Genomic DNA, 26,018 nt, shown 5'->3' on the forward strand with positions numbered 1-26,018 from the left:
GAACCGAGGTGACGACGATCGCAATCTTCATCTGTACAGCCAGTTTCTGGCTGCTGCTCTACATCTTCGCCGGCTACCCGCTGATCATGTGGCTGTGGGGCAAGCTGGCCCAACGCCCCGTGCGCAAGCAACCCATCCTGCCCACGGTATCCATCGTGATCGTGGTGCGCGACGGCGTGCGGCATATCCGGGCCAAGCTGAAGAACCTGCGCGCGCTCGACTATCCGCCGGAATACATCGAGATCATCGTGGCCTGCGACGGCTGCAAGGACCGCACCGCTGCACTCGTCCGCCATGCCCATGATGCCCGCGTGCGAGTCCTGGAATTCCCCGTGTCGCGGGGCAAGGCCCTATGCCTCAACGATGCCGTGTCCACGGCACGCGGCGAAGTGCTGCTGATGACCGACGTGCAGCACAAGCTCTCGCCACTCGCCCTGCGCGAACTGGTGAGCAATCTCGGCGATCCCAGGGTGGGCGCGGTCAGCGGCAGCCTGGAGCTGGAGAACGTCAGTAGCACCTTTGCGCGAGGGGTGAGCGCCTATTGGCACTACGAGAAATTCATCCGCCACGCGGAAAGCCGTTGCGGATCGTCCATCGGCGTATGCGCGGCGCTGTATGCCGTGCGCAGCGAGCTGTTCAAGCCGCTGCCGCCGGACACCCTGCTGGACGACGTGCTGATACCGATGGATGTCGCCGCCTCCGGCCGCCGGGTGGTGTTCGAACCGCGTGCCGTGGTCTGGGGCGAAACCGCTCAACTGCCGTTGGACGAGCAGCCACGCCGGATGCGCGCCATGGTGGGCTGCTTCCAGCTCGCCGATGTCGCGCCATGGCTGCTTTCACCGGCACGCAATCCGCTGTGGTTCCAGTTCGTAAGCCACAAGCTGCTGCGCCTGCTGGCGCCGTGGCTGCTCCTCTCGCTCCTGCTTTCGACGGCCTATCTCGCACGTCACCACATGGCGTATGGCGCTCTGCTGGTGGTTCTGCTGTTGTGTATGGGCCTGGTGCCGATTGAGCGGGCCCGTCCGCATGCCGGACGCTGGCTGCCCGTGCAACTGGTGGTCGCCTTCTTCTATCTCAATCTATACGCCGCGCAGGCCTCCATCGCCTACGCGCGGAGCCGGGGGGAACATTTATGGTGAGCCCAACTTCGAACGAAGCGCGCACCGTCGGCATCCGCGAGCGCCTCGGTGAGCTCTGCTACAACACTGGCCTGCTGAGTCCGCTGCAGAAGATGCGCGCCTTGTGGCAGAAGGACCTGCGCATTCTCGCCTATCACCGCGTGATGCCGGTGCCCGATCCGGATCAGTACGAGTTCGACATGGAGCTGATCAGCACCACGCCGGAGGAATTCCGCGAGCAGATGCAGCTGGTCAAGGAACGCTATCGGCCCATGCGCCTAACCGATGTGGCCGCCGCGATCCAGGCCGGTGATGCGCTGCCGCCGGACGCCGTGGTGATCACCTTCGACGACGGCTACGACGACAACTACCGCATCGTCTACCCCATCCTCAAGGAGTTGGGCGTCCCCGCGACCTTCTTCATCTCGACCGGCCACATCGACAGCGGCCGGCCGTACGCCTATGACTGGCTCGTCCACATGATCCTGTTGGCGAAGACAGATCGGTTGACCTTGCCGGAACTGGGCATGGACGTACCCATGCCGGCGACGCGCGCCGAACGCCGCGAACTCGCCGGCAACGTGCTCGACCATATGAAAGAGATCAGCGCGATCGAACAGGCGGCCATGATCCGTCGCCTCGAACGCGAGTGGCAGATGCCGTCCGACCATGCCTATCCCGCCGACTGCCGCCCGATGAACTGGGACCAGCTGCGTGAAATGCGCGCGGCAGGTCTGGAAATCGGCTCGCATGGCGTCAATCACTGGATGCTGTCCAAGCTTCCGCGCGAGGAGCTCGAACGCGAAGTGTTCGACTCGCGCAACGCGCTGCTGCGCGAACTGGGGCCGATGTCTTTGCTGATGTCCTACCCGGTGGGCAGCAACCGCGCGTTCGACCAGCAGGTGATCGAAGTGACCCGCGACGCGGGTTTCGACCTGGCCTGCAGCTATATCAGCGGCACCAACCTGCAGCCGGCGGCCAATCGTTACTCGCTCAATCGCATCGCGGTGGAGCGCTACTACGGCAAGGCGTGGTTCGCCGCGTTGCTCACCTTGCCCGGCCTTATCGGCTACCCGACACCCGCTCATCTGGCCACGACCGACGAATCATGTTCCCACTGATCCTCTTCTACGTCGTACTCACCATCGTCCGACCGCAGGAATACATTCCCGCGTTGATCGGCCTGCCGGTGCTGCCGGTGGTGTTGGTGTTGGCGTTTGCCGCGTGGCTGGCGTCCGGACTGCGCACGGCGCGTGCACCGCAGTACGGGATTCTGCTGGCCTTCTTCGTGGTGTTGATGGTATCGGAGGTCGCCAACGGCTGGCTCGGCGGGGTGAAGGAAGAGATGGGCAAGTTCGGCCCCATCGTGCTGACTTTTTTCATGATTGCAGCGGCATGCACTACCCAGCGTCGCATCCTTATCCTGATGGCGGTGATGGTGTTGTGCTCTACCTTGCTCGCGCTGCACAGCATCGGCCAGGCCCACAGCGGCGTCGGCTGGACCGGCATCCCCATCGGCGAGGATGGGCGCGTCCAGTACGTGGGCATTTTCAACGACCCCAATGACCTGGGCATGCTGTTCGTTTCCGTGTTCCCCATGGCCAGCCTGCTGTACAAGCGCGCCGGCTTCATCGGCAAACTGTGCTGGCTGGCCTGCATTCTCACGCTGCTGTACGGCGTCTACCTGACCAATTCCCGCGGCGCCATGCTTGGCGTGCTGGTCGTGATCGGTGCGTATATCTGGTATCGCCGCGGCCTCGTGGTTGCCGGGGTCCTCGGCGCGCTGGGCCTGGCGGCGATGAAGATGTTGTCCTCGCGCATGCAGGAACTCGATGCCGGCGAAGAATCCGCCAACGGCCGCGTGGACGCGTGGTACGAAGGTCTGCAGATGTTCAAGGACCACCCGATCTTCGGCGTGGGTCCGGGCAATTTCACCGACTACAACCATCTCACCGCGCACAACTCGTTCGTGCTGGTGCTGGCGGAAACCGGGTTCGTGGGCTACCTGCTGTGGCTGGCCTTGATCGGCTACAGCTTCTGGATGATGGCGGCCGTACTGCGCCTGAAGCCGGACGCCGCCGCCGAGCCCGAGCGATACGCGGCATGGAGCGCTGAACGGCCGATGGCGCTGACCCTGCTGCTTTCGCTGTGCGGCATGTTCGTATGCGCGTTCTTCCTCAGCCGCAGCTACATGATCGTGCTGTACGTGGTGCTGGCCATCGTCACCGGTTTCTATCTCGGCGCCCGTCAACGCGTCGAAGGCCTGCCCGCCTTCAGCATGAGCGAAAGCGGCGTGCGCTGGATTCCAGCCGCGGTCGGCAGCATCGCTGGCCTGTTCGTCCTGGTGAGCATCCTGCTGAGGACGACGGGATGACTACTACACGTTCGATGTCCAAGCACGGATCGATGGAGTGTTCGCCATGAGTGGTTGGTACGAGCAGGCTTTCCGCCGCGTGCTCTATCCTGCGTATGAGAGCGGCCTTCGCCGCCGCAGCACGCTGTCCTGGCTGGCGTCTTACGAACGCGATCAGTGGTACTCGCCCGAGGCGATTGCCGAACTGCAGTTCCGGCGACTGAAGACGCTGATCGAACATTGCCATCGCGAGGTTCCCTACTACCGGCAGCGTTGGCGCGAACTCGGCATCCAGCCGGACGACATCCGCAATCTGCAGGACTATGCGCGCCTGCCGGTACTGACCAAGGCCGATATCCGCGAGAATTTCAAAGACCTGCAGGCCTCTTCCTGGAGTGGCCGGCTGCTGTTCAAGCGCACTGGCGGCTCCACCGGCGAACCGCTGGAGCTGGGCTACACACGCGAGAGCTACGACAGGCGCATCGCCGTCATGTGGCGCGGCTACGGTTGGGCCGGTTCGCGACCGGGACGTCGCACCATGTATTTGTGGGCGGGCGCGGTCGGTACGCCGGGGCGCGCGCATCAGCTCAAGGACAATATCTACAACGCGGTGTTTGCCCGGCGCGTACTCAACAGTTTCGAGATGACGGAATCCAATCTGGCCTCCTATGCCGATGCGATCGACCAATACCGGCCGTCAATCCTGGTGGGCTATGTCAATCCGCTGGCACAGCTGGCCCAATGGATGGTCGAGACGGGGCGCAAGGTGCATCGTCCCGACGCGGTGATCGGCGCTGCCGAAGCGCTGCATCCGCACCAGCGCGAGACGATACGGCAGGCCTTTGGCAGCCCTGTCTTCAACACTTACGGCTGCCGCGAATTCATGCTGATCGCCTCCGAATGCGGCCATCACCATGGCCTGCACGTGAATGCCGATCACCTGGTGGTGGAGCTGCTTGATGGCGACGGCCAGCCAGCCGCGCACGGCCCGGGCGAAGTGGCCATCACCGACCTTTCCAACTACGGCATGCCGTTCATTCGTTACGTCAACGGCGATCTGGCCACGGCGTCGGGTGTGCGCAGTTGCCCCTGCGGTCGCGGGCTGCCGCTGCTTGAGCGCGTCGACGGACGGGTGCTGGACGCGATTCGCACGCCGGACGGGCGCATCCTTCCCGGCGAGTTCTTTCCGCATATGCTCAAGGACGTGCCGGGCCTGTCGCGCTTCCAGCTGGTGCAGCGGCAACTGGACCGGCTGGAACTTTCCATTGTGCGCAGCGGGGAGTTCAACGATGCCTCGCTCGCCTATATCCAGCGCGAGACTGCCAAGGTGCTGGGCGACAGCGTGGTGCTGGATTACCGTTTCGTCGATGACATTCCTTTGACCCGCAGTGGCAAGCGTCGCGTGACATTGTCGGAACTGGCATGAATATCACGCACGTGGTTGAAAACCTCAATCGCGGCGGCCTCGAGCGCATGGTGCTCGACCTGGTCCAGTTGCAGCAGCGGCAAGGCCATCAGTGCCAGGTGGTATGCCTGTACGACACCGGAGCGCTCGCGCACGAGCTCGATGCGGCGGGCATACCCGTGGTGGCCTGCCGCAAGGGACGCGGCATTGATCTGCGCGCGCTTGCCCGCGCCCGCTGGGCGATCGATCGCCACGATACCGATGTTTTGCACACGCATAACGCGGTGGCGCACTACCAGGCCGTTCTCGCCTCTTGCGGTCTCGATGTGCTGCGCATACTCAATACGCGCCACGGCATGGGCGCGGGCCAGCGTACCGGCCGCAAGGAGTGGCTTTATCGCCGGGCGCTCGCGCGCACCGACGTGGTGGTCACCGTCTGCGAAGCCGCGCGACGCAGCGGCGTCTCGCGCGGCATGTTGCCCAAGGCGATGACGCGCGTGGTGCCCAATGGCATCGCTGTTGATCGCTTCACTCCCGCATCGCGCGCCATGCGGCAGCACGTGCTTCACCTTCTTGGCCTGGACGACAGCGCCTTTCTTATCGGCAACGTCGGCCGGCTGAACTGGACCAAGGACCAGACCGGGCTGATACGCGCCTTCCGGCAGGTGCACGAGCAGTATCCGCACGCCGCGCTGCTGCTGATCGGCGACGGCGAACTGCGCGCCCAGCTCCAGGCGTGCGCAGCGGCGGAAGGCGTTCGCGACGCCGTGCATTTTCTCGGCGATCGCAACGACGTGCGCGACCTGTTGCAGGGGCTGGACCTGTTCGTGCTGTCCTCGGCCAGCGAAGGTTATTCCATGGCGCTGCTGGAGGCCTGCGCAGTAGCGCTGCCCATCGTTGCCACCGATGTCGGCGGCAACGGCGAGATCATCCAGAGCGGTCGCACGGGCCAACTGGTGCCTCCCGGTGACGCCGACGCACTGTCCGAGGCCATCCTGCTGCTGTTGCGCGAGCCGCATCGCGCCGCCGCGTACGGACGGGCGGCACGCAGCTGGGTCGAGCAGTACGGATCGCTGGAAGCCATGTCCGAGCGCTACGAGCGCCTGTACCAGGCCGTGGAGTACACGGCGTGAGCCTGAAGATACTCGTACTGACCAACTTGTTTCCCTCGCCGTGGGACCCGTTGCGCAGTCCGTTCAACCGGCAACAGTTCGAACGGCTTGGCCAACATCATGACGTGGACGTGATCACGGCCGTGGACTTTCGCGAGCGCTTCGGCCGCAAACGCCAGCCGTTTCGCGTGAACCACGTCAACAGTGAGCAGTTCGTGTTCTTCTATCCGCCGGTGATCGGCCGCCCGCTGCATGCCGCATGCTGGCTGGCCTCGCTGCTGGCGCAGAAATGGCGACGCCTGCGTCGCGTCCCTTACGACTGCATGTTGCTGAGCTGGGCCTATCCGGATGCGGCGGCGGCGAGCTGGGTGGCTCGGCATCTGGGCATTCCCTATGTGGTCAAGGTGCACGGCACGGATCTCAACGTGAAGGCCGAGCAAGGCTTGATCCGCCCGCAGATCCGCCAGGCCTTGCGCGGTGCGCAGGCCGTCGTGGCAGTAAGCCAGGCGCTGGCGGACAAGGCGATTGCGCTGGGTGTGGATCCGTCCCGGGTGCACGTGCTGTACAACGGCGTCGAACCCAATCTGTTTACGCCCGGCTCACTCAGTGATGCGCGCAGCAGGTTGTCGCTGCCGCAGGACGAACGCATTTTGCTCTACGTGGGCAACCTCAAGGACAGCAAGGGCTGCCTCGACTTGCTCGAGGCATTTCCACGCGTACTGGCCATGCATCCGGACGCGAACCTGATGTTCGTCGGCTCCGGCCCGAGTCGCGAGCCGCTACTGCAGCGCGCCGCCGCCCTGGGTTGCCAGGAGCGCGTGCGCCTCGTCGGCGCTGTCGAGCACGACGCACTCGGCGACTGGTTCCGCGCCGCCGACCTGCTGTGCCTGCCCAGCCATAACGAAGGCGTGCCCAACGTCGTGCTCGAAGCGATGGCCTGCGGCACACCCGTGGTCGCCACCCGCGTCGGCGGCATCCCCGAAGTATTGCCGGAGCACGCGGGCATGCTGGTGGATGTGCATGATCGGATTGGTCTGGAGGGAGCGCTGGTGGATGCGCTTGGAAAAGCCTGGGACACGCCTCTTATCGCTGCCCATGCGAGTCGATTTCGCTGGGATGAGAACGTCCAGCAATTGGGTGGCATTCTTGAAGCGGCGGCGATGAGTCGTACGGGAGAGGTGAAGTATTCGGCGTCGTGAGTGCCTCGGTGTTTTACCGCCGCGCTTTCGCCAGCTCGCTCGCCTGTCTTGGGCATCCGTCATCTCGCCGGATGCCGGGTCACCTTCCCTCGCTTCAACGCCCAGCCTTGCCGAGCTGATGTTTTTGTAGGAGCGCACTTGTGCGCGACCAGCCTACGGAGCGGTACACCCAAGCGCTGCGGTCGCGCACAAGGTGCGCTCCTACAAGGATCTCGCAGGCCCGTACCGGTCGGCTCTTTGTGGGAGCGCACCCTGTGCGCGACAAACCTACGGAGCGATACACCGCAGCGTGGCTGTCGCGCACAGGGTGCGCTCCCACAGACAAGCGGGCGTGGCAGAAGGAAGGAACGATGCCTAAGCCGATGCGCAGCGAGGCCCGGCTTTAAGTCCTCAGCGATTCGGGCGCGTTGCGCAGCGCTTTGAAGTACCCGCTGTGTACCCTCGGAGGTTGTCCCATCAGACGCACCTCGAGCGTTCGGGCTTATCCCAACACGATGCTGCGGGCGTTATCAGGCCATTCTCTTTGGGTTACTTTCGACGCGAAGCTAGTCCCGAGGGATCTCTTGGGCCAGCAAGAGAAAAGTGACTCGAGCGGCGGCAGCCGTTCGAAACGCCCGCCGCGTCCCACTGGGACTAGCTTCGCGTCGCAGGCGGCACCCTGGCGATATCCCTGCAACCCAGAACCGAAGCTCTCGATGATCAGCCCCGCTGTTGAAGAGCGCTTCCCGCCTGCACTGGAATAACAGGCGAATGTTGAATGCGCCACACGCCCCCAGCCGCTACTTATCCGACACCTGCGCCAACTCCTCCCCCACCACCTCATCCCCAAACATCACATCCAGCCCTCTGCGCAAACCCACCCGCGGCTCCCAACCCAACACCTCCCGCGCCGCCCGCTGATCAAAATTTGCCAATGGTCGCAACGACCTCACCCGATAGCGCGTGAGCGGCACATTCCGATGCAACAATTTACCGAGGCCTTCCACACCCACCGCCAGCATGAGCAACAAACCGGTCGGCCAGCGCATAAGCCGCAGTCCCTTGCCGCGCTTGCGACGCACGCGATCGAGATATTCGCCCTGTGTCACGTTCGCCGGATCGACCACATGAATCACCTGCCCCTGCGCCGCCGTCACATGCGCCGCGAGCAACAACGCATCCACCACATCGTCCACATAGACGAGCGGCAGCGTCTGCGACGGCGAACCAACCGCAATCCATCGACCGGCGATGGCCAGGGTTCCGTTGGGCGTGGTGTTTTCCGATCCCGGCCCCACGATCTGGCCGGGGCGAATGATTACGGCAGGAAGACCGTGATCGCGCATGGCCTCGCGAACCAGCGTCTCAGCCGCCAACTTCGTCTGCGTGTAACTACCGCGCCAATCGGGATGGGGTTCAAGCGTCGATCCTTCATGGATCGCCACGGCGGGATCGCGCCCCGCGTGGTCGAGCACGCTCATCGAACTGACGTACACGAGCTTTTGCGTCGCGTGCTTCACGCAGGCGCTGACGATATTGCGGGTACCCCACACCGTGCCGGCCTCAAAATCGCGCGGGCCACCACCCATCGCTGCACCCACGTGATAGACCGTGCGTACGCCCTGCACCGCATGTTCCACGATGTGCGGATCGCCCAGGTCGCCCACCACCACCTGCTCGGCCAACGCCGCAAGTCGCGGGTCCGGCCGGCGTACCAGGACGCGCACGCGCTGGCCGTTGCGCCGGAGCGCACTCAGCAGGTTGCGCCCAAGAAAGCCTGACGCCCCCGTCACCAGGGCATCGACCGGTTCGAGCGCGACATATCGCGCTTCCAGCTCCTGCCTGCGCTCGTCATCGGCGCGGCGGCATGCCGCTTCCATCAGGGCAATGGGGCGACGGCCGTCCTCCGCGCTCACCGGCGGCGCCTTGCCATCACGCAATGCCTGGGCGAATGCCTGGGCGCCCGCCTGGATGCCAGGCGATGGCCGCAGCCGACCGGTGGCAAAACGAAGCACATTCCACGGTATGCGGAACACATCGCGCACCGCGCCAAAAAACGCGCCCATGACGATGCCGATGAATTTCGGTCCCGGCAACACGCGGCGAACGTGACACACCTGCAGGAAGCGATCGATCTCGATCACGCCGCCGGTGCCCTGCACCACGATGCGGTTGATCATCGGGCGGATATTCCATGAGAGCATGATGCGGCCGGTACCGGCCGCGCCCTCTGCCGTGGCCTGCCACTCATCGAACTTCAGCGTGGTGGATCTGCCAGTGGAGCGATATCGGATATCGGGTTGCGCAAGCTCGCCGAGAAAAGCTTCCAGTGTGTACAAGCCATGCACGCCCAGATCGCGGAACGGATAAGAACCCTGCGCCACCATCCCTGGCAGCGGGCCGCCACCATAGGGCGGATAATCGGAGCTGCGCCATACGTCCACCGCCACCAGCTCGCCGCAGGCGCCGGCGTCAACCAGCGCCTTGGCACGCATCACCATCGGGTCGAACAGGTCCGAGTGATCGACCGAGAGCACCAAGCCCTTTTCGCGCGCCTTGGCGATCATGGCGTCGCACTCGGCCACCGAATCGGCCATCGGCTTCTCCACGAAGACATGGCAACCCATGTCGAGCGCGCGCAAGGTCAACGGGCAATGACTGGACGGTGGCGTCAGCACATAGATGGCATGCGGGCGAGTTTCGCCGAGCTCGGCAAGATCAGAAAACACCCGCTCGATGCCGAACGCCTGGGCAAGCTTGCGCGCAGCGTCCACATCGAGATCGCAGATGCCGACGATCTGGACATAGTCCAGTCGCTGCAGCGCCTCGATGTGATAGCGCGCCACGTAGCCCGCGCCCACAATGCCGATGCGCAGACGGTTGTCGACAGAAAAATTCATCCAGGCACCCGACGGTCGGCCAATGTCATATCCGCCGTGGCCAGCGACGTGGCGACCTCACGCAGCACGTCCTCCACACGGCGATCCCAGGTTTGATCAGCCACCGAGGCCATGCGCTCGGCAGCGCCCTTCTGCGGTCCATCGGCCAGGACCTGGTCGAGACCGGCCAGAAAATCCTCATGGCCTTCAGCGATGCGCACCACGGACGCAAATCGCGCAATCTCAGGATTGCTCACTGCAACGATGGGCTTGCCGGTGGCGAGATATTCGCGCAGCTTCAGCGGATTGGCATTTTCCACCTGGCGATTGCGCCGATACGGAATGATCGCAGCGTCGAACGCCTTGGCCCATCCGGGCAAGCTGCCATACGGCTGCGCGCCGGCGAGCACTACGTTCGGCAGTGCCTCCAGTTCGGGCACCTTGATCGCGGCATAGCCCACCAGCAGGAAGGTCCATTGCGGCCGTGAACTTGCCAGCCAGGCGATCAGCTCCACGTCGATCCATTCGTGGATCGAACCGAAATAACCCACGACGGGGCCCTTCAGTTCGCGTGCCAGGGCAGGAACCTCCGTCGCCGGGTCGGCTGCGCGTGCAAACAGCTTGGTGTCCACGCCGTGCGGGGAGTAGCGCGTTTGAGGGTTCTGCGCCTGCTTGATTGCCAGCAAGGCAGGAGGTGCCACGAAGACGATGTCCGCGCGCTGGGTTAGCGCCAGGTCGCTGGCAGCGATCACTTCGGCGTCTACGCCAGGGTGAGCGGCATAGTCGTCGATGCAGTAATAGACACAGAAGTTTTCGCCCAGGCGTCGCGCGAGAAAGCCCGGATGAGGCGTCACGAACCATGAGATGCGACGCCTTGTGCCAAGCACACGCATGGCGCGTCGCAGCGCCCACTGGCTGAACAGGCGGTTGAACAAGGGCACGCCGGGAATGCGCCGGAACGGCAGCTGCGGAACCGTGCAATGCCAGAAATTGGTGTCCACGCGTTGCGGCGACCGAAAGGCTTCGCGCAGTTTTCGAAATGCCCGGCGCAGGTCGCGTCCGCTGGCCTGCGGCGCGCGCATGCCCGGGGAATCCACGTATAGCACCGGCATGTGCGCGGCCAGACGCGTGGCAACGTGATGGCTGCTGGTACGGTTTTCCGCCCACCAGTCGTTGCCGAAATAGACCACGCCGTAGTGCTCTAGCATGCCAGCTCCCGCGCGAGGGCCGGGCGTACATCCATCATGACCTGTCCCCTGTCCAGGTTGATCACCCCAAGTGAAGAGCGGCGCATCGAAGGTGAACGCCGCCGGGTAGGCACGGACACCTGCTCCGCCCACTGTTCGACACAAGCAGCCTAACCCAATGCCGATGACCCTCCCATCCGTCGAATTGCCAAGGCAACCGGAGCGAAAAGCCTTGTTTCCAGCCATTTCCACGCAATCACGCGTGGTCGAACCGTGGCCTATCGGCCGTTCGCCATAGCCTGTCGGTGGCATGCCCCATTGACTATGTGCCCGATGGATATCAAAGCCCATTGGCGACAAAGTGGAGCCTGGCAGGACGGCGCCCGATGGCAGCCCAGGCCGCTGATCGACGCCCTTGCGGCGCTCGCCCATTCACATCCTTTCCGTGCGAACTGTCGTCATGACGCTCCGACCGAAAAAGATGCAATTGCTGCAATGGATACCGCATGCCGTGGTATTCACGCGCGCGCCTGGCGCCGACAAGGCCCTCTATCTCACCTTTGACGATGGCCCCAATCCCGACCACACGCCGGCCCTGCTGGAACTGCTGCGCAGGCATGGCGTCAAGGCTACGTTCTTCCTGATCGGGCGCGAAGCGGAACGCTATCCGCAACTGGTGGAGCGCATCGTCGAAGAAGGACATGCGCTGGGCAACCACTCCTATAGCCACCCGATGTTCGACGCGCTGACCCACACCGAGCAATGGGTGGAAGTGGAGCGCACGGACCAGGTGCTGTCCCATTTCGACGGGCTCATTCATCACGGCTTTCGTCCACCGCGTGGCGTATTCTCGCTCTTGCTGACGCTGCGCTTTGCCCTCAGCAAGCGCAAGCTCGCCTACTGGTCATACGACACGCTCGACTATCAAGGCCGCGAGCCGGAAGAACTCGCCGCACGCCTGCGTGCACAACCGCCGCGCGCAGGTGACGTCATGTTGATGCATGACGACAGCGACTGCTCGCGCCGCATGCTGGAACAGCTGCTGCCCGAATGGGAGCAACACGGTTTCACCTTTCGCGCGCTGCCTGCATGACGCTGGGCAGCGCACCATGCGGAACGCGCCTGCCATGGCGCGGCGACCGCTGACAGGGGATGTGAGATGAGCCTAGCACTGGGCCTGGCGTTGCTGATCTTGGCGGTGCTCGCCGCCGTCTTCTGCATCGTGGCGTGGATGGCCATACGTTCGCGCAACATGCAGGTGTGGCTGGGCAGCTATCTGCGCCGCCGGCCGCGACCCGCCGTGACTGGGCCAACCCACGTCATGTTCTGCTTCGTGGATCACTACGAACCGGCCTGGGGTCGTGTGGATCTGGACACCCAGCGCGCCCGCGTCGACCGCTGGCACAGCGGCTATCCGGCCATGGCGTCGCGCCATCGCGACGCCGATGGACGCCCGCCCCAGCACACTTTCTTCTATCCCGAAGAAGAGTACCTGCCCGAACACCTGGACAAGATCGCCGAACTCTGCGCCAACGGCTATGGCGAGATCGAAATTCACCTGCACCATGACAACGACACGCCGGAAAACTTCTGCGCCACCATCTCGCGCTTCAACGAGCTGCTGCATGCGAGGCACGGGGCGCTGTCGCGTGATCCACACACGGGCCAGCTGCGCTTTGGTTTTATCCATGGCAACTGGTCGCTGGACAACTCACGCGCGGACGGTCGCTGGTGCGGTCTCAACAATGAGCTGATCCTGTTGCGCGAACTGGGCTGCTACGCCGATTTCACCCTGCCCTCCGCGCCCAGCGAAACCCAGACGCGCGCCATCAATTCGATCTACTACGCCACCGATGATCCCTGCCGACCGAAATCCCACAACACCGGGATGCCGGTGCGTGTCGACGGCACGCCCACGGGCGACCTGATGATCGTGCAAGGCCCGCTGGGGCTGGACTGGAAGCGCCGCCGCAAGCTGATCATGCCGCGCATCGAGAACGCCGATGTGCGCCACAGCTGCCCGCCGACGCCCGAACGTGTCGATGCCTGGGTGCGCACGGGCATTCACGTGGAGGGACGCCCGGAATGGATCTTCATCAAGATCCACACGCATGGCACCCAGGAACGTGACATGGAGACGCTGCTCGGCGCCCCCATGCACGCCATGCACGAGCATCTGGAGTCGGCGTACAACGATGGGCAGCGCTACGTGCTGCACTACGTCACCTCGCGCGAGATGTACAACATCATCAAGGCCGCCGAGGCAGGCATGCAAGGCAACCCGGCGCGCTACCGCGATTTTGAACTACCCCCGCCACCGGGCGTCACCCGGTGGACATCCCCGGCGTCATCGCCCGATCAGCGCGCCACCGCAGCGATGGTCGACGTTCCCGGCATGGAGTAACCACGATGCATTGGCGAGCCAAAGGCGTGCTGCAGAAAGTGCTGGGACATGTGCCTGGCGGCGAGCGCGCGCATTACGAGCTGCAGCGCCGGTTCGGCGGCCTGCGCGGCTTCACCCGCGAATTCGACATCAAGATGGATGATTGGCGCCTGATGGCCGGCCACCTGCGCGAAGCCGGTGTTCCCATTGCCGGCGCGCGGCTGTTCGAAATCGGCAGCGGCTGGTATCCCACCTTCCCGTTTGCCTGCTATCTCGGCGGGGCAAGACAAGTGATCACGGTCGACCTGAACCGGCATATCAAGCTGGATCTGGTCAGGGAATGCGCCAGCCATCTGGCCCGCCACACCGCCTTGATCGCCGAAGCCTGCGATGTGCCCGAGCACGTTGTTCAACAGCGTCAGCAGATTCTGGTGGCGCGCCTGGAGCTGAGCGATGACGTGACTGCAGCCACCAACGGCGTAGTGGTCTACGAGGCGCCGGCGGATGCCTCGCGTACGAGCCTCGGCTCACAGCAGCTCGACTGCGTCTTCTCCAACAGCGTGCTGGAGCACGTCGCTCCCGAGGCAGTGGATGGCATCTTCCGCGAAGCCCTGCGCATCCTGGCGCCCGGCGGCATCATGTTCCATTCGGTGAACTGCGGCGATCACTATGCTTATGTCGACCGCAAGATCAACCAGCTCAACTATCTGAAGTATTCCGATAGCCAATGGCGCCGCTGGGACAACGCCTTCCTCTACCAGAACCGCATGCGCGCGCACGAGTTCGTCGACCGGGCCAAGGCGGTGGGTTTCGACATCGTGCTCAACACCGAGTGCGCGCGTGAAACGCGCCTCGCCCAGTTGGCGGCCATGCAGGTCCACGCCCAGTTCGCGCACATTCCACCGGAGCGTCTTTGCGTGACCTCGATTGACTTCATTGGCCGCAAGCACGCGGCAGAAGCACGTCCATGAGCAGCACCCTGGTCAGCGTGGTGATGCCCGCTTACAACGCGCAGAACTATATACGCGGCGCGGTTGCCTCGGTGCTGTCGCAGACCTATGCCTCATGGGAGCTGGTCGTCGTGGACGACTGCTCCACCGACGAGACGCCCGCGCTGCTCGACTCGCTCGCCGAAGTAGACGATCGCGTTCGCGTGATCCACGCCAGGGAAAACGCAGGCGTGGCAGCGGCACGCAACGTCGCCATTGCAGCGGCGCGCGGCAGCCATATCGCATTTCTTGACAGCGACGACGGCTGGCATCCGCGCAAGCTGGAGTGGCAGATGGAGCATATGGAGGAGACGCGTGCACGCGTGTCATTCACGGCTTATGACCGCGTCACCGAACAAGGCCACCTGCTCTCCTGCGTCAGGCCACCCGCCACCGTCAGCTACGAGCAGATGCTGCGCAGCAACCATATCGGCAACCTTACCGGCCTCTACGACCGCAGCCTGGGCGACGCGGCATTTCGCAAGGTAGGTCACGAGGACTACGTGTTCTGGCTGGAGATGGTGCGCCGCGCCGGCTCCGCTTCATGCGTCCCCGGCGACCAGCCCCTCGCCTATTACTGCGTGCGCGACGGCTCCGTCTCCGCCGACAAATGGCGCGCCGCCTGCTGGCAGTGGCGCATCTACCGTGACATCGCCCACCTCAGCTGGCTCTCCTCATCCCAATATATGTGCCACTACGCGTGGCAGGCGATGAGGAAAAGGATGGCGTGACGGCCGCCGATGCACGACATCGGAAACGCCGCCGCGCCCTCACCCCATGGCCAAAATCCCCTTGTAGGAGCGCACTCGTGCGCGACCACCTGACGGAGCGGTACACCCCAGCGCCGCGGTCGCGCACAAGTGCGCTCCTACAATGGGGACGCAGGTCTGTGGATGGCGGATCAATCGTGCCGGTCGGCTTTTTGTGGGAGCGCACCCTGTGCGCGACCATCCTACGGAGCGGCACACCCCTGCGCCACGGTCGCGCACAAGTGCGCTCCTACAAGGGAGGACGCAGGTCTGTGGATGGCGGATCAATCTTGCCGGTCGGCTTTTTGTGGGAGCGCACCCTGTGCGCGACAAACCTACGGAGCGGTACACCCCAGCGCCGCGGTCGCGCACAAGTGCGCTCCTACAAGGGAGGACGCAGGTCTGTGGATGGCGGATCAATCTTGCCGGTCGGCTCTTCTGTGGGAGCGCACCCTGTGCGCGACAATCCTACGGAGCGGTACACCCCAGCGTGGCTGTCGCCCACAGGGTGCGCTCCCACAGACAAGCGCCAGGCGCGGCACCAACTGCCATGCGCGGCTAAGGCCGAAGCGCAGCGAGGCCCGGCTTTAAGTCCTCAGCGATTCGGGCGCGTTGCGCAGCGCTTGGAAGTATCCCTGTGTACCCTCGGAGGTTGTCCCACAACAGCGCACCTCAAGCGTTCGGGCTTATCCCAACACGATGCTGCGGGCGTTATCAGGCCATTCTCTTTGGGTTACTTTCGACGCGAAGCTAGTCCCGTGGGATCTTTTGGGCCAGCAAGAGAAAAGTGACTCGAGCGGCGGCAGCCGTTCGAAACGCCCGCCGCGCAGGCGGCACGCTGGCGATATCGCCACAATCGAGTGAAAAGTCACCGGATCTCCGTCTTCACAGGAATGACGAACTGAAAATCGGCCGCACAGCGATGACGAGCTAAAACTCTACGGCGCCCTAGGCACCGGCCCCTGCAACATCCCCAACACCCTCTTCGCCACCCGCCCCACCGGCCCCAACTTATCCGTAATCATCCCCATCAACCGGAAATCCTCTTCACTCCAGTAACGCACCAGGAAACTGGAAGGCAAGAACACCGCGACAAACGTCACCGCCCCCGTGATGAAGGCAAAGTGCCCCGGCGTCACCGCCGCCACCAACCATCCCGCTCCCGTGGCCACCAACCCCACGACAAACAGCTTCAGCATCGGTGCGATCGGCAACCCGGCACTGGCCACACGCCGGATATAAAACGTGCAGATCGCCAGCTCAGCCAGACGCGTGCCGGCATAGCAAAGCACCGCGCCCAGCAGACCAAAGTGCGGAATCAGGCTGAACCCAAGGATCACGTTGATGATCAACGCCGACCCGGAGATGCGCAGACGGTCCCCCTGCCGATCCGTCACCACCTGGAAGGCGGCGATGCTGTTGGTGATCAGCAACAGCCCCGCCAATACCAGGGTGACCTCGATCGCAGGAATCGCATCGATGTACTTGTTGCCGTACATCAGCGTCACCAACCCCGGCGTGGTGACAAAACCCAGCCCCGCAATCATCAGACCGGTGGCCCAATAGAATCGCGTCGCCTCCGACAGCACGCGGGTTGCGTGCGATTGCCCACTCTGGCCAAAGGCGCGCGCCATGTAGGGCAGCAGTGTCGAGGTAAGTCCCACTGAGAACAGCTCCACCGCGCCGCGCGTCAAGGTGCCCGCAATGGCGAAGAAGCCCACCGCCGTGGAATTGGCATAGGTGTTGAGCAGAAAGACTTCGATCGTGTTGGTCTTCAGCGCAATCAACAGGATCAGCACCGCGGTAAGCCGCAAGTGGCGCGTCAGGCGCTTGGACATTTCATCGGGCACGTCGCCCGGGCCAAACGGCAGGCAGTAATGGCGATACGCCATGCGGTTGATCAGGTTCAGCGTCAGGCAGGAGACCGCAAAGATCCCGACGAAGGCGAGCAGGCCTGCGTGGAACCAGGTGGCAAGCCCCACCAGGGCCAGCATGATGACGCCCGAGATCACCGTGGCGATGGACACCGGCTCGAAATGCTCCTGCCCTTTCGATATGGCCACCAGCAGGCTGTAATTGGCCTTGGCCACCACGCCGATAGCCACGAGTACCGTGATCGGCAAGATGAAGTCCGCCCATTCCTGCGGGCGGATGATCGCGACACCGGCGAAAAACAGCGCAATCACAACCGCGCAACTCCACATCTGATTGCGCATCAGGCGATAGGAGATATGCGAGGCGACCTCGGGCAGCTCCGCACCGTAGGCCTCGGCGATGAATTTGGTCGAAGAAGTCGTCAATGCGTGATTGCTGCAAGTCATCAACCAGCCGCACAGCCACACCGTGAACGCATAGCGGCCAAAGTCCGCCGGCCCCAGCGCGCGCGCAATCCACACGCTGATGAACAGGCCCAGCGCGTATTCCACATAGGTGGAAGCCGACACCAGCGCCATGCTGCGAAGTGCTGCCATACGACGATTCATCTAAACCTGCCCCTGCTGATACCTTGCCATTCGTCCCATCCAAGCCCTAGGGCGTTGTGTGCGCCGCCAGCGGCGAGTTCGATCCGCTGCCCGGCGGCTGCTGCAGCAACCACATCGCCACGCCACTGCCGCGGTTGTTCCAGTTGAAGCGACGCACCGTCTCGCCAATCTGCGCGCACTCGGTGTTGTAGGAGGAGGCCAGTGCGTCGAGACGACGCTTCAGCGCATCGCTTTGCGCCGGATCGCGCTCGAAGTAATAGGCTGCCGCCACCGGCATCACCAGCTCGACGTTGTGCGAGTCGCTGTACCAGCCGTCGGAATCCTCGATCTCGGCCAGCTTGCTGCGACTGGCGCCCGAGGATGCCCAGTACCAGGCGATCTGCCCTTTCTCACCGGAGCACGGATTGCGCCACTCGTGACCCTGCACGATGGTGTTCACGTCGATCCAGCCGTAGCGCTCCAGGTAACGCCCAAAGGCCGTGATCATGTCCGGGATGCGGTGGTCGCCCGTGACCAGCCAGGTGTGCCAGAGGCCGTCGATGATGTTCTCGCTCATCCACGGCGAGGACCCGCGCACATCGTGTTGCGGGTTCCAGGAATCGTCTTCGTGCAGGTTCCAGCTGTTGCGCCACGAGCCGTCGACGCCGAGTTTGTCCGGGTTGCTGCGCTGATGGTCATAGAGCCAGCTCACGCGTTCGCGCGCATGGGCGAGATAGCGCGTCTCGCCAGTCAGTTCATAGGCGTTGATGGTGGCCAGCAGGCCCAGCCCCGCCAGGCGCTCGGTGAAGCGCTCGCCCGGATTCGTATACGGTCCCGGCGTGCCGCTCCAGCCGCCGTGTTGCCACAGGATGACCATCTTGTCGACGGTCTCCCTATCGTGTTCGCTATCGTCGCCGGTGAGCGCCAGAGCCAGCAGGATGGGCTCGACGTAGACGTATTTCACGTCGCACGGCTCCTTACCCATGGTCCAGCCGCCCGCGCAGAACGGACTGAACGGCATGCCATCCCGCTTGATGTACTTCATGTAGAAGTGATAGCTCTGATCGGCGGCTTGCAGGTAATCAAAGCGGCCCGTTCGCACATAGGCCTTGAACAACGTGCTGGGGCGATCGAACAGCCACGCGGTGTGATCGTCGGCCGGCAGCTTCTTCGCCCAATCGAATTGGGTGGACACGTAGTTGGCGTAGGCCTCGCCCTTGGTGGCAGGCGTCTGCGGGCCGGCAATCAGCGACGCACAAAGCCACGCCGGTTCCAGTGTTGCGAGAGCGGCAGCCACACGCACGCCTTGCCCATCCGTCACCAGTTCCTGCGCATACGGCCAGCCGGGCGCGTCGCGGGTACGCGGCTTGCCGATCGAGAAATAATAGGTGCCCTCACCCTTGGTTAGTTGGGCATGAAACTGGGCGCGTACCGCCCGAATGCTGCGATCGCGCGCATACCAGAGCAGGGTCGCGTCCACGTGCGATGGCACTTCGTTGCCCGCCGCATCGAGTATGCGCAGCTGCTGCACATCGCGTAGCGTCGATGGCGGAAAAGGAATGCCTACGGAGACTCGAACCTCTGGCCCTTCGCCCACGTTCTGATGCACCACGATGCGTTGCACAGCTGCACTATCGGCAGGTGCTGCAACAGCGGGCGCTTCAGTAGTCTTGGTGGGCGCGCCATGCGACTTGTGCGTATGCCCCGCCGACCAGCATGTCATCGGCAGCAGCAGGGCGAGCCACACTAATGAAGTTGCACCGCGCCTACGTCCCCCTATCGGGCGGGAAACCAACGCGGGCGCGCTTCCCGTCATCACGCCACCGACGACAATGGCGCAGGCTTGCTTACCAGCTTGCGTTCCCACAACAGGGCTGTGCGCACGATGAAATCGAGATCGTCGTATTGCGGCTGCCAGTCGAGCACTTGCTTGAGCCGGTCGCTGCACGCGATGAGCATGCCAAGGTCGCCGGCGCGTCGCGGCAGCTCGACGATATTGAGCGGGTGCCCGTCGACCCGCGCCACGGAATCGAGCACTTCGCGCACGCTGTATCCATGGCCATAACCGCAGTTGAGCTTGAGCGAATCACCACCTTCGCGAAGATAGTCCAGCGCACGCAGATGAGCCGTGGCTAGGTCTTCCACATGGATGTAGTCGCGAATGCCGGTGCCGTCGGGCGTGTCGTAGTCCGTGCCGTAGATGGCGAGCGATGCACGCTTGCCCACCGCATGCTCGCACGCCGCCTTGATCAGCAAGGTCGCCGATGGCGCCGAATGACCGATGCGCCCCTTGGGATCGCAACCGGCCACATTGAAGTAACGCAGGATCACATGACGCATCTGCCCAGTCGCGCAGTGGTCGCAGAGCATCATCTCCGACATCAGCTTGGAGCGACCATACGGATTGGCGGGCTGGGTCGGCGTGTCTTCATCGGCGACGCCATGCTCGGTCAGGCCGTACACGGCTGCCGTGGACGAGAAAATGAACTTGTCGACACCCGAATCCGCACAGGCCGCCAGCAGGTTGCGCGTATTGCAGGTGTTGTTGCCGTAGTACTTGAGCGGATCGCTCACCGATTCGGGCACAACGGTGTGAGCCGCAAAGTGCAGCACGGCATCGATGCCGTGATGCTGCAGCACCGAGGCCACCAGCGCGGTATCGCCCACATTGCCCACCACCAGCTCGGCACCCTGCACGGCCTCGCGATAACCCGAGCTCAGGTTGTCGATCACCACCACATGCTCGCCACGTGACGTCAGCTGCTGGACGACATGACTCCCGATATAGCCGGCGCCGCCGGTGACGAGTACTTTGTGCATGATCACGTGCCTGGTCGTGTGACGGGGAAATGGCGACCCATCCACTGCGCGACGTGCTCGAGCAGCTGCTGGCGGTCACCGCTGAGTACGTAGGTGTGGTCCGCTTGCTTGAAATAATTGACGCTCACGCCCGGGTGATCGGCCAGCCGGCCAAAACACTCGCGGAACTGGCGGACGTGGTTGAAGTAACGCGCCACGCCGCCGCTGTAGATGAAATCGAGCTTGATTCCACGCTGGAGCATGTCGGCGAGCTGCGCGCGCACGACCCTCGGCGGCAACGGCTCGACCACGAAGGCCGGCTCGGCGGGACGCTGCGCCACTGCCACGCCACGACGCGCCAATCGCTGGCGCCACACCGACAGGCTCAACAGGCGCGGCAGGTAATGACGCACGCGCTGCCCCAGCGTGCGATGTCCATAGCCATCGAGGAAAAACGCACCTGCCACGCGTTCGTCGGCAAACGCCGTCGAATGCGCGTTCTGCGCGCCGGAACAAAGTCCGAACAATACAAAGCGCGTGCACCCCGACTGCTGCTTCAGCAGTTCCATCGCGTCGCGTACATCGGCAACCACCTGTTCGGGACGCGACAGGCGCTGCCCGCTGGCGCCGCTGTCACCGATGGTGGACAGATCAAAACGCAGCGTGGGGTAACCCAAGGCATTGAGTCGCCGCGCCAGCTCCACATGGAGGCGGAACGGCCCCACGCGATGCACCATGCCGGCATTGAGAAAAATCACGCCAACGCCCTGGTCGATCAGCGCGGGCAAACCGACCACGCCAACCAGATGCCTGGCGCCACCAAAGCGGAAGGCCTGCTCGTGCATCAGGCCATCTCCTTCAGGTGGCGCTTGGCCGCCTCCAGCAAAGGATGTGAAAGTATCGCCAGCTCAAGGCTGTCGACATCGTCCCAGCGCGGCGAAACCTCGACCGCGGTGCACTTACCGGCATAACGCTCATCCAGTTGCGACGCGTCATCGGATACGGATGAGGCAAGCCAGGCCGAGGCAATGCCCGGGTCCAGCAAGCGCAGATCCATCAGTTGCCCGCGCAGGCGATCGCTGGTCTCAAAGCCCGGCCATTGCGTACTGACGTCGAGCTCCGGTCGCGCATATTCGAATCGGTTCAGATCGACCTTCAGGGATTCCTGCATGTGGTCGTACTGACGTACCAGGGCTGCGCCATCGGTAATCACGTCCCACGCAACGACGCCGTCCAGTCGCGCCGCCTGCGCCGCCGCGAGCGCCGCATTGGCGCCAAGACGCGCGCCAAACGCCAGCACACGCCCGCCGCCGTGGCGCATGCGCAGCTCTGTGGCGGCTGTCACCACGTCAGCGAGGCAACGCGTCCATTCAAAGGCGCGGCTCTCACCCGCCGAATCGCCGGTCCCGAAGTAATCGAAGCGCAATACCGGAAATCCTGCCTCGGCCAAGCCATGGGCCAACTGGCGGTACAGCCGGTGGCAGCGGATCTGCTCCACGCCAAACGGCGGACATAGCAACACCGCCGCGCGCATGCCTGCGGCGGGATGATAGAAGCCGAACAGCTCCCTTCCGGGGCCGAAGTAAAACGGCAGTTCGGCTTCGATGCGCGCTTTCATCGGTGATAAACCAGCGACACGAGAAATTCGTTCTCGTGGTAGCTCTGCTGGACGGCCGTGCTGTTGCGCAACTGGCGGGTATAGGCAGCGCGCCAGCTCCAGCGCTGAGTGAACTGGTGGCTCAGCGCAAGACCGAAACGCGTGCTCTTGTCGGTACGGATGATGTTGGTGTAATCGAGATGCTGGTAGTTGCCGAACGCCGACAGAAACAACGTGGGCCGCAGTTTGTACTCCACGCTGATGGCTCCGCTCTTCTCTTTCTGATTGAACTCGGTGTCATTCAAATAGGTCAGTTTTCGATAGAGAGGCTGCACGGTGATGGACAAGCGATCGCCGCGATAGCTGTAGGTGCCCTCGATGCTTTGGTCCAGGTACACCTCCGAGTCCACCACCATCGTGCCGGTGTTGATGCCGCCGCGGGTCGGGTCGTTGATCAGATCCAGCGGGTTGGTCGGCACATTGGTCATGCTGTCGACGATGGTCTGGCCCGGCTGCAACAGCATGTCCTGGGCCGCATCGGAGTACTCGTAGCGGCCAGTAAGGCTGAAGCTGTTGTCCACGCTCGGCCGCCAGCCCACGGTGACGTTGGCCAAGGGCTTGGACGCGCTGGGAGCATGGGTGAAGTCGATGTATGCCCACCCCAGCGACGCATCCACGTCAAAATCGCGCAGCGTGTGCACGTAGTGCGCATAGAACTCGTTGCGGGTGTAGTCGGGGCCGGCGTCGTTGTTCTTCAGATCGACGCGCTGTGACTCCACGTTCAACGACACCTGGGTCGTGGGATTCACGTCGCGAATCACGCGGAACGCGCCCAGCCCGCGCGACGAATCGAAATCGTCCACCTTCGAGGCATAGCTGTTGAGATACTTCAGCTCAGCCTGGCCGCGAGTGGACCCGTTGAACTGGAAATGCAGGATCGGGCCCAACGACAGCACGTTGGTCTGCTGTTCGTTATTGGGCGAATTGCTGGCCAGCGTGTCGACCGGCTGGACGCCCGCATCGTCCTCGATGGAAAAATCCAGTCGCTGCGGTATCACCGACCAGTTGGCCTGCGCGCCCAACGTGCCCAGCACCTGGCTGTCGAAATTCTTGTTGCTGTAATCGAGGTATTCCACCGTACCGACTACGTTCGCCTGGAGCGTGGAACCCACCTGCCGATAGGCAAAGTTGACGCCGGGAACGAACACATTGGTGCTTTGGGGGTTCTCCGTGGACAGGGCGATGTTGTCGCTGTGTTCCACGCTGCCGAACACCGAATACGCGAAGTCGCCTGCCCATGAGGTGCCAGGCACAACGACGAGCGCGATCATGGTGGCGCGGGCGAGCCTGTTGTAAGCCGGCATATCCATTCCTCTGACCGTTACCCCTTGAGGCGTCGTCCCACCCTGTGGCGGCGCCTTCTTCCCTATCCTTCATTCCTGTTGGTCTAGGGCGCTTGGTTGAACACCACTCCTGCGAGCTTGCTCGGCTCAAAATGACTGAGCGCCTGGCTGATCGCCCCAGGCGTGTCCTTCCCGTAGCCAGCCACCACCACCACGAAGTCGGCCAGGTCGGCGAGGATTCGCGCGTCCGGCGCGCCCTTGATGGAGGGACCGTCAAGGAAGATGTAGCGGTCGGCATAGCGCGAGCGCAGCGAATCGATCACCGCACGCATGCGATGGGAGGTGAAGTATTCGCTGCTGCTTTCACGCGACTTGCCCGCCGGTATGAGGCGCAGGTGCGGTACGCCGGTGTGATAGATGATCGACTCGATGCCGATCGCCGGATGATCCATCAGGTCGATCAGTCCACCGCGCGCAGGCTCGATGCCCATGACCTTGTGCTGGTTCGGATAACGCACGTTGCAGTCGATCAGCAAACTGGTCTTGGCTTCATCGAACGCAAAGGCGGCGGCGAGATTGCGCGCCACGAAGCTGCTTCCCGAACGCGGGCTCACCGCCACCACCAGGGTTGTGAAGTTGTGGTGTCCGCCCATCGCGAGCAGGCGCGTACGGATCTCGCGGAAGGCATCGGACTGCTGGCGCACCGATTCTTCGCGATGAATCATCCGCCGCTGCTCGAGCTGGATCGGCGCCAGCGCGCCGCCCTCCTCGTGCATGCGTGCAATGGACTGGCTTGAGGTCTTGCGCAACTCGAGGTTGTGCGCCGCCGCTTCCAACACTTCGCTGATACGTTCGGACATGTTGTCGTCTTCGATATTCTTCATGGTCATCCCTTCAGCCGTATCCAGACGGCAATGAGATAGACAGCGCCCACCCCGATCACGATCAGGCCGAGGATCATGTTGCGCATGCGATCGCGACGGCGATCACCCGGCGTGGGATAGAACGGAATCGTCGCGAGCACCGGCGCACCGATAGCCTGCTCCAGCTGCCACACCGAGCGCACGCGCGGGTCGAACCACACCAGAGCCACCAGCAGGCCAAGCGGCAAGACCAGCGACAAACCCATGCCCGCCAATCCGAAATGCATGAAGCGCAGGCCCGATGGCGACAGCGGCATCACGGCGGGGTTCTGCACCAGGAAGGTCAGGCCACGCTGTTCGGCATCCAGATTCATCGACACGCGGGCGTTCTCGCGGCGCTTGAGCAAGTCCTGGTAGACGTCGCGGTTGACGTTGTAGTCGCGGGTCAATTCGGCCGTGACGTTCTCGGAGTTGGCGATACGCGCGCTGCGTTGCAACTCGGTTTGCAGCATCGCCTCGCTCGCTCCCATGCGTGCGGCAGCTGCCGCACTTGCTGCGCGAGCCGAAGACAGCTGCGTTTTGATCTGCTGATAAGCCGGGTTGAACGAGACGTTGCTGTCCAAGGCAGTGGGCGTACCCGCCAACTGGGCTGCGTGCTGGCGCTGGTCGGAAGCGGCCAGCTGCCGCTTCAGGTCTTCCATCTGATGACGGATGCGCACGACATCGGGATAGGAATCGGTATACGTCAACAGCAGCTTGTTGAGCTGCGCCTGCAGCTCGCCCAGCTGCGCCTGCAGCAGGCCATCCGCCGTCTGCACCGTATTCACCTCGGATTCGCCGTTGAGCTGCGACGCCAACGAGCCTTCCTGCGAGCGACGCTCCATCATGTCCATGCGCGCGGATTCGATCTGCGTACGCAACTGGCTGATGCGTGCCGCGGTATCCGCTTCGCTACCCGGCCGTGCGTCGGCGTTGGCATCGCGGTACGCCTTCAGCTTGTCCTCCGCGTCGGTCAGCTTGGCGCGATAGGCCTCGACCTGGCTGTTGATGAACTCGTAGGCCTCGCGGCTCTCGCGCTGCTTCGATGCCAGGCTTTCGCTGATGAACAGCTGTGCGAAGGCATGCGCCACGTCGAAGGTGCGCTTGGCGTTGCTGTCGCTATAGGCAATGGTGATCAGGTTGTCGTGCGAAATCTGCACCTGGGTGCGCGACTTGATGCCTTCGGCGATGCGGTCCTGTTCCACCGGCGACGGATGGGTGGCCATCCAGCCACCAGCTTCGAGGATCTTGGCCATCACCTTGCGGCTGAAGATCACGTCGCGCGCCATGCTGGCGCGATTCTGGTTAGCCGTCGGTGCAGCAGCACCCGCCATCAAGGGCGTGATGATGCTGCTCTCCTGCGCAAGAATCGTCGTCGAAGCGACGTACTTGCGCGGCCACAACATGCCGGCAGTCAATGCAGCCAGCGCAATCAAGGCAAACGCGATGCCCAACATGAGACGGCGGCGACGTGCCTCATTGATCAATGCCGGCACAAGGCTTGCCATCGGCCTGAGTTCTCCACTCATGGCGACGTCCTCCCTTTCCCCTGCGTGCGGCGT

Annotated in this window: 20 protein-coding genes; 10 read left to right on the top strand and 10 right to left on the bottom strand. The window is 63.5% G+C overall.

The window, feature by feature from the left end; genetic code table 11:
• The first annotated feature begins 8 nt into the window (after positions 1-8).
• The 6 genes from AC1DKY_RS11670 to AC1DKY_RS11695 are packed head-to-tail and all read left to right on the top strand — an operon-like array spanning position 9 to position 7,187.
• A complete protein-coding gene (locus tag AC1DKY_RS11670; RefSeq protein WP_441603191.1) occupies positions 9-1,139 on the top strand; it encodes a glycosyltransferase family 2 protein in 1,131 nt (376 codons plus the stop codon).
• On the top strand, positions 1,133-2,239 hold the full coding sequence (locus AC1DKY_RS11675; RefSeq protein WP_441603190.1) for a polysaccharide deacetylase family protein: 1,107 nt from the start codon (positions 1,133-1,135) through the stop codon (positions 2,237-2,239). Before AC1DKY_RS11670 ends, AC1DKY_RS11675 begins: the two co-directional genes overlap by 7 nt.
• Positions 2,227-3,492: an O-antigen ligase family protein gene (locus tag AC1DKY_RS11680; RefSeq protein WP_441603189.1), complete on the top strand. Its 1,266-nt coding sequence runs from the start codon at positions 2,227-2,229 to the stop codon at positions 3,490-3,492. Before AC1DKY_RS11675 ends, AC1DKY_RS11680 begins: the two co-directional genes overlap by 13 nt.
• A 46-nt stretch (positions 3,493-3,538) precedes the next feature.
• Complete coding sequence (locus AC1DKY_RS11685; RefSeq protein ID WP_441603188.1) at positions 3,539-4,897, top strand: phenylacetate--CoA ligase family protein; 1,359 nt, start codon at positions 3,539-3,541, stop codon at positions 4,895-4,897.
• Positions 4,894-6,009 (top strand): GT4 family glycosyltransferase PelF, encoded by a 1,116-nt coding sequence (pelF, locus tag AC1DKY_RS11690; RefSeq protein ID WP_441603187.1) that lies wholly within the window; start codon positions 4,894-4,896, stop codon positions 6,007-6,009. Before AC1DKY_RS11685 ends, pelF begins: the two co-directional genes overlap by 4 nt.
• A complete protein-coding gene (locus tag AC1DKY_RS11695) occupies positions 6,006-7,187 on the top strand; it encodes a glycosyltransferase family 4 protein (RefSeq protein WP_441603186.1) in 1,182 nt (393 codons plus the stop codon). The genes pelF and AC1DKY_RS11695 overlap by 4 nt, the downstream gene beginning before the upstream one ends.
• 779 nt (positions 7,188-7,966) lie before the next feature.
• Here AC1DKY_RS11695 and AC1DKY_RS11700 read toward each other — a convergent pair.
• Both AC1DKY_RS11700 and AC1DKY_RS11705 read right to left on the bottom strand, forming a co-directional pair.
• A complete protein-coding gene (locus AC1DKY_RS11700) occupies positions 7,967-10,066 on the bottom strand; it encodes an NAD-dependent epimerase/dehydratase family protein (RefSeq protein WP_441603185.1) in 2,100 nt (699 codons plus the stop codon).
• Positions 10,063-11,253 carry a glycosyltransferase gene (locus AC1DKY_RS11705; RefSeq protein WP_441603184.1) on the bottom strand — a complete coding sequence of 397 codons (1,191 nt, stop codon included), beginning with the start codon at positions 11,251-11,253 and terminating at the stop codon, positions 10,063-10,065. Before AC1DKY_RS11705 ends, AC1DKY_RS11700 begins: the two co-directional genes overlap by 4 nt.
• Before the next feature lie 439 nt (positions 11,254-11,692).
• Between AC1DKY_RS11705 and AC1DKY_RS11710 the strand changes: the two genes are divergently transcribed.
• The 4 genes from AC1DKY_RS11710 to AC1DKY_RS11725 all read left to right on the top strand — a co-directional run bounded on the left by AC1DKY_RS11710 (position 11,693) and on the right by AC1DKY_RS11725 (position 15,335).
• Positions 11,693-12,325 carry a polysaccharide deacetylase family protein gene (locus AC1DKY_RS11710; protein WP_441603183.1) on the top strand — a complete coding sequence of 211 codons (633 nt, stop codon included), beginning with the start codon at positions 11,693-11,695 and terminating at the stop codon, positions 12,323-12,325.
• Positions 12,326-12,391: 66 nt separating this feature from the next.
• Positions 12,392-13,636, top strand: a complete 1,245-nt coding sequence (locus AC1DKY_RS11715) for a hypothetical protein (RefSeq protein ID WP_441603182.1) — start codon at positions 12,392-12,394, stop codon at positions 13,634-13,636.
• A 5-nt stretch (positions 13,637-13,641) separates the two neighbouring features.
• The gene (locus AC1DKY_RS11720; protein ID WP_441603181.1) at positions 13,642-14,586 is read left to right on the top strand and encodes a methyltransferase domain-containing protein; all 945 of its coding nucleotides are present in this window, start codon (positions 13,642-13,644) and stop codon (positions 14,584-14,586) included.
• Positions 14,583-15,335 carry a glycosyltransferase family 2 protein gene (locus tag AC1DKY_RS11725; RefSeq protein WP_441603180.1) on the top strand — a complete coding sequence of 251 codons (753 nt, stop codon included), beginning with the start codon at positions 14,583-14,585 and terminating at the stop codon, positions 15,333-15,335. Before AC1DKY_RS11720 ends, AC1DKY_RS11725 begins: the two co-directional genes overlap by 4 nt.
• 956 nt (positions 15,336-16,291) lie before the next feature.
• On the opposite strand, the gene AC1DKY_RS11730 is transcribed toward AC1DKY_RS11725, so the two are convergent.
• The 8 genes from AC1DKY_RS11730 to AC1DKY_RS11765 all read right to left on the bottom strand — a co-directional run bounded on the left by AC1DKY_RS11730 (position 16,292) and on the right by AC1DKY_RS11765 (position 25,985).
• Positions 16,292-17,836, bottom strand: coding sequence for an oligosaccharide flippase family protein (locus AC1DKY_RS11730; RefSeq protein ID WP_477179929.1), 1,545 nt, complete (start codon positions 17,834-17,836; stop codon positions 16,292-16,294).
• Between the two features lie 46 nt (positions 17,837-17,882).
• Positions 17,883-19,562, bottom strand: coding sequence for a hypothetical protein (locus AC1DKY_RS11735; RefSeq protein WP_441603178.1), 1,680 nt, complete (start codon positions 19,560-19,562; stop codon positions 17,883-17,885).
• 68 nt (positions 19,563-19,630) lie between these two features.
• A complete protein-coding gene (gene galE / locus AC1DKY_RS11740; RefSeq protein ID WP_441603177.1) occupies positions 19,631-20,635 on the bottom strand; it encodes a UDP-glucose 4-epimerase GalE in 1,005 nt (334 codons plus the stop codon).
• Between the two features lie 2 nt (positions 20,636-20,637).
• Positions 20,638-21,459: an alpha/beta hydrolase family protein gene (locus AC1DKY_RS11745; RefSeq protein WP_441603176.1), complete on the bottom strand. Its 822-nt coding sequence runs from the start codon at positions 21,457-21,459 to the stop codon at positions 20,638-20,640.
• A complete protein-coding gene (locus AC1DKY_RS11750; RefSeq protein ID WP_441603175.1) occupies positions 21,459-22,232 on the bottom strand; it encodes a serine aminopeptidase domain-containing protein in 774 nt (257 codons plus the stop codon). Before AC1DKY_RS11750 ends, AC1DKY_RS11745 begins: the two co-directional genes overlap by 1 nt.
• Positions 22,229-23,575 (bottom strand): outer membrane beta-barrel protein, encoded by a 1,347-nt coding sequence (locus AC1DKY_RS11755; RefSeq protein WP_441603174.1) that lies wholly within the window; start codon positions 23,573-23,575, stop codon positions 22,229-22,231. The genes AC1DKY_RS11750 and AC1DKY_RS11755 overlap by 4 nt, the downstream gene beginning before the upstream one ends.
• An 83-nt stretch (positions 23,576-23,658) precedes the next feature.
• Positions 23,659-24,438 carry a P-loop NTPase family protein gene (locus AC1DKY_RS11760; protein ID WP_441603173.1) on the bottom strand — a complete coding sequence of 260 codons (780 nt, stop codon included), beginning with the start codon at positions 24,436-24,438 and terminating at the stop codon, positions 23,659-23,661.
• A 2-nt stretch (positions 24,439-24,440) separates the two neighbouring features.
• Positions 24,441-25,985 carry an XrtA system polysaccharide chain length determinant gene (locus tag AC1DKY_RS11765; RefSeq protein WP_441603172.1) on the bottom strand — a complete coding sequence of 515 codons (1,545 nt, stop codon included), beginning with the start codon at positions 25,983-25,985 and terminating at the stop codon, positions 24,441-24,443.
• Positions 25,986-26,018 lie beyond the last annotated feature (33 nt).

The organism is Dyella sp. 01N448 (assembly GCF_056399225.1).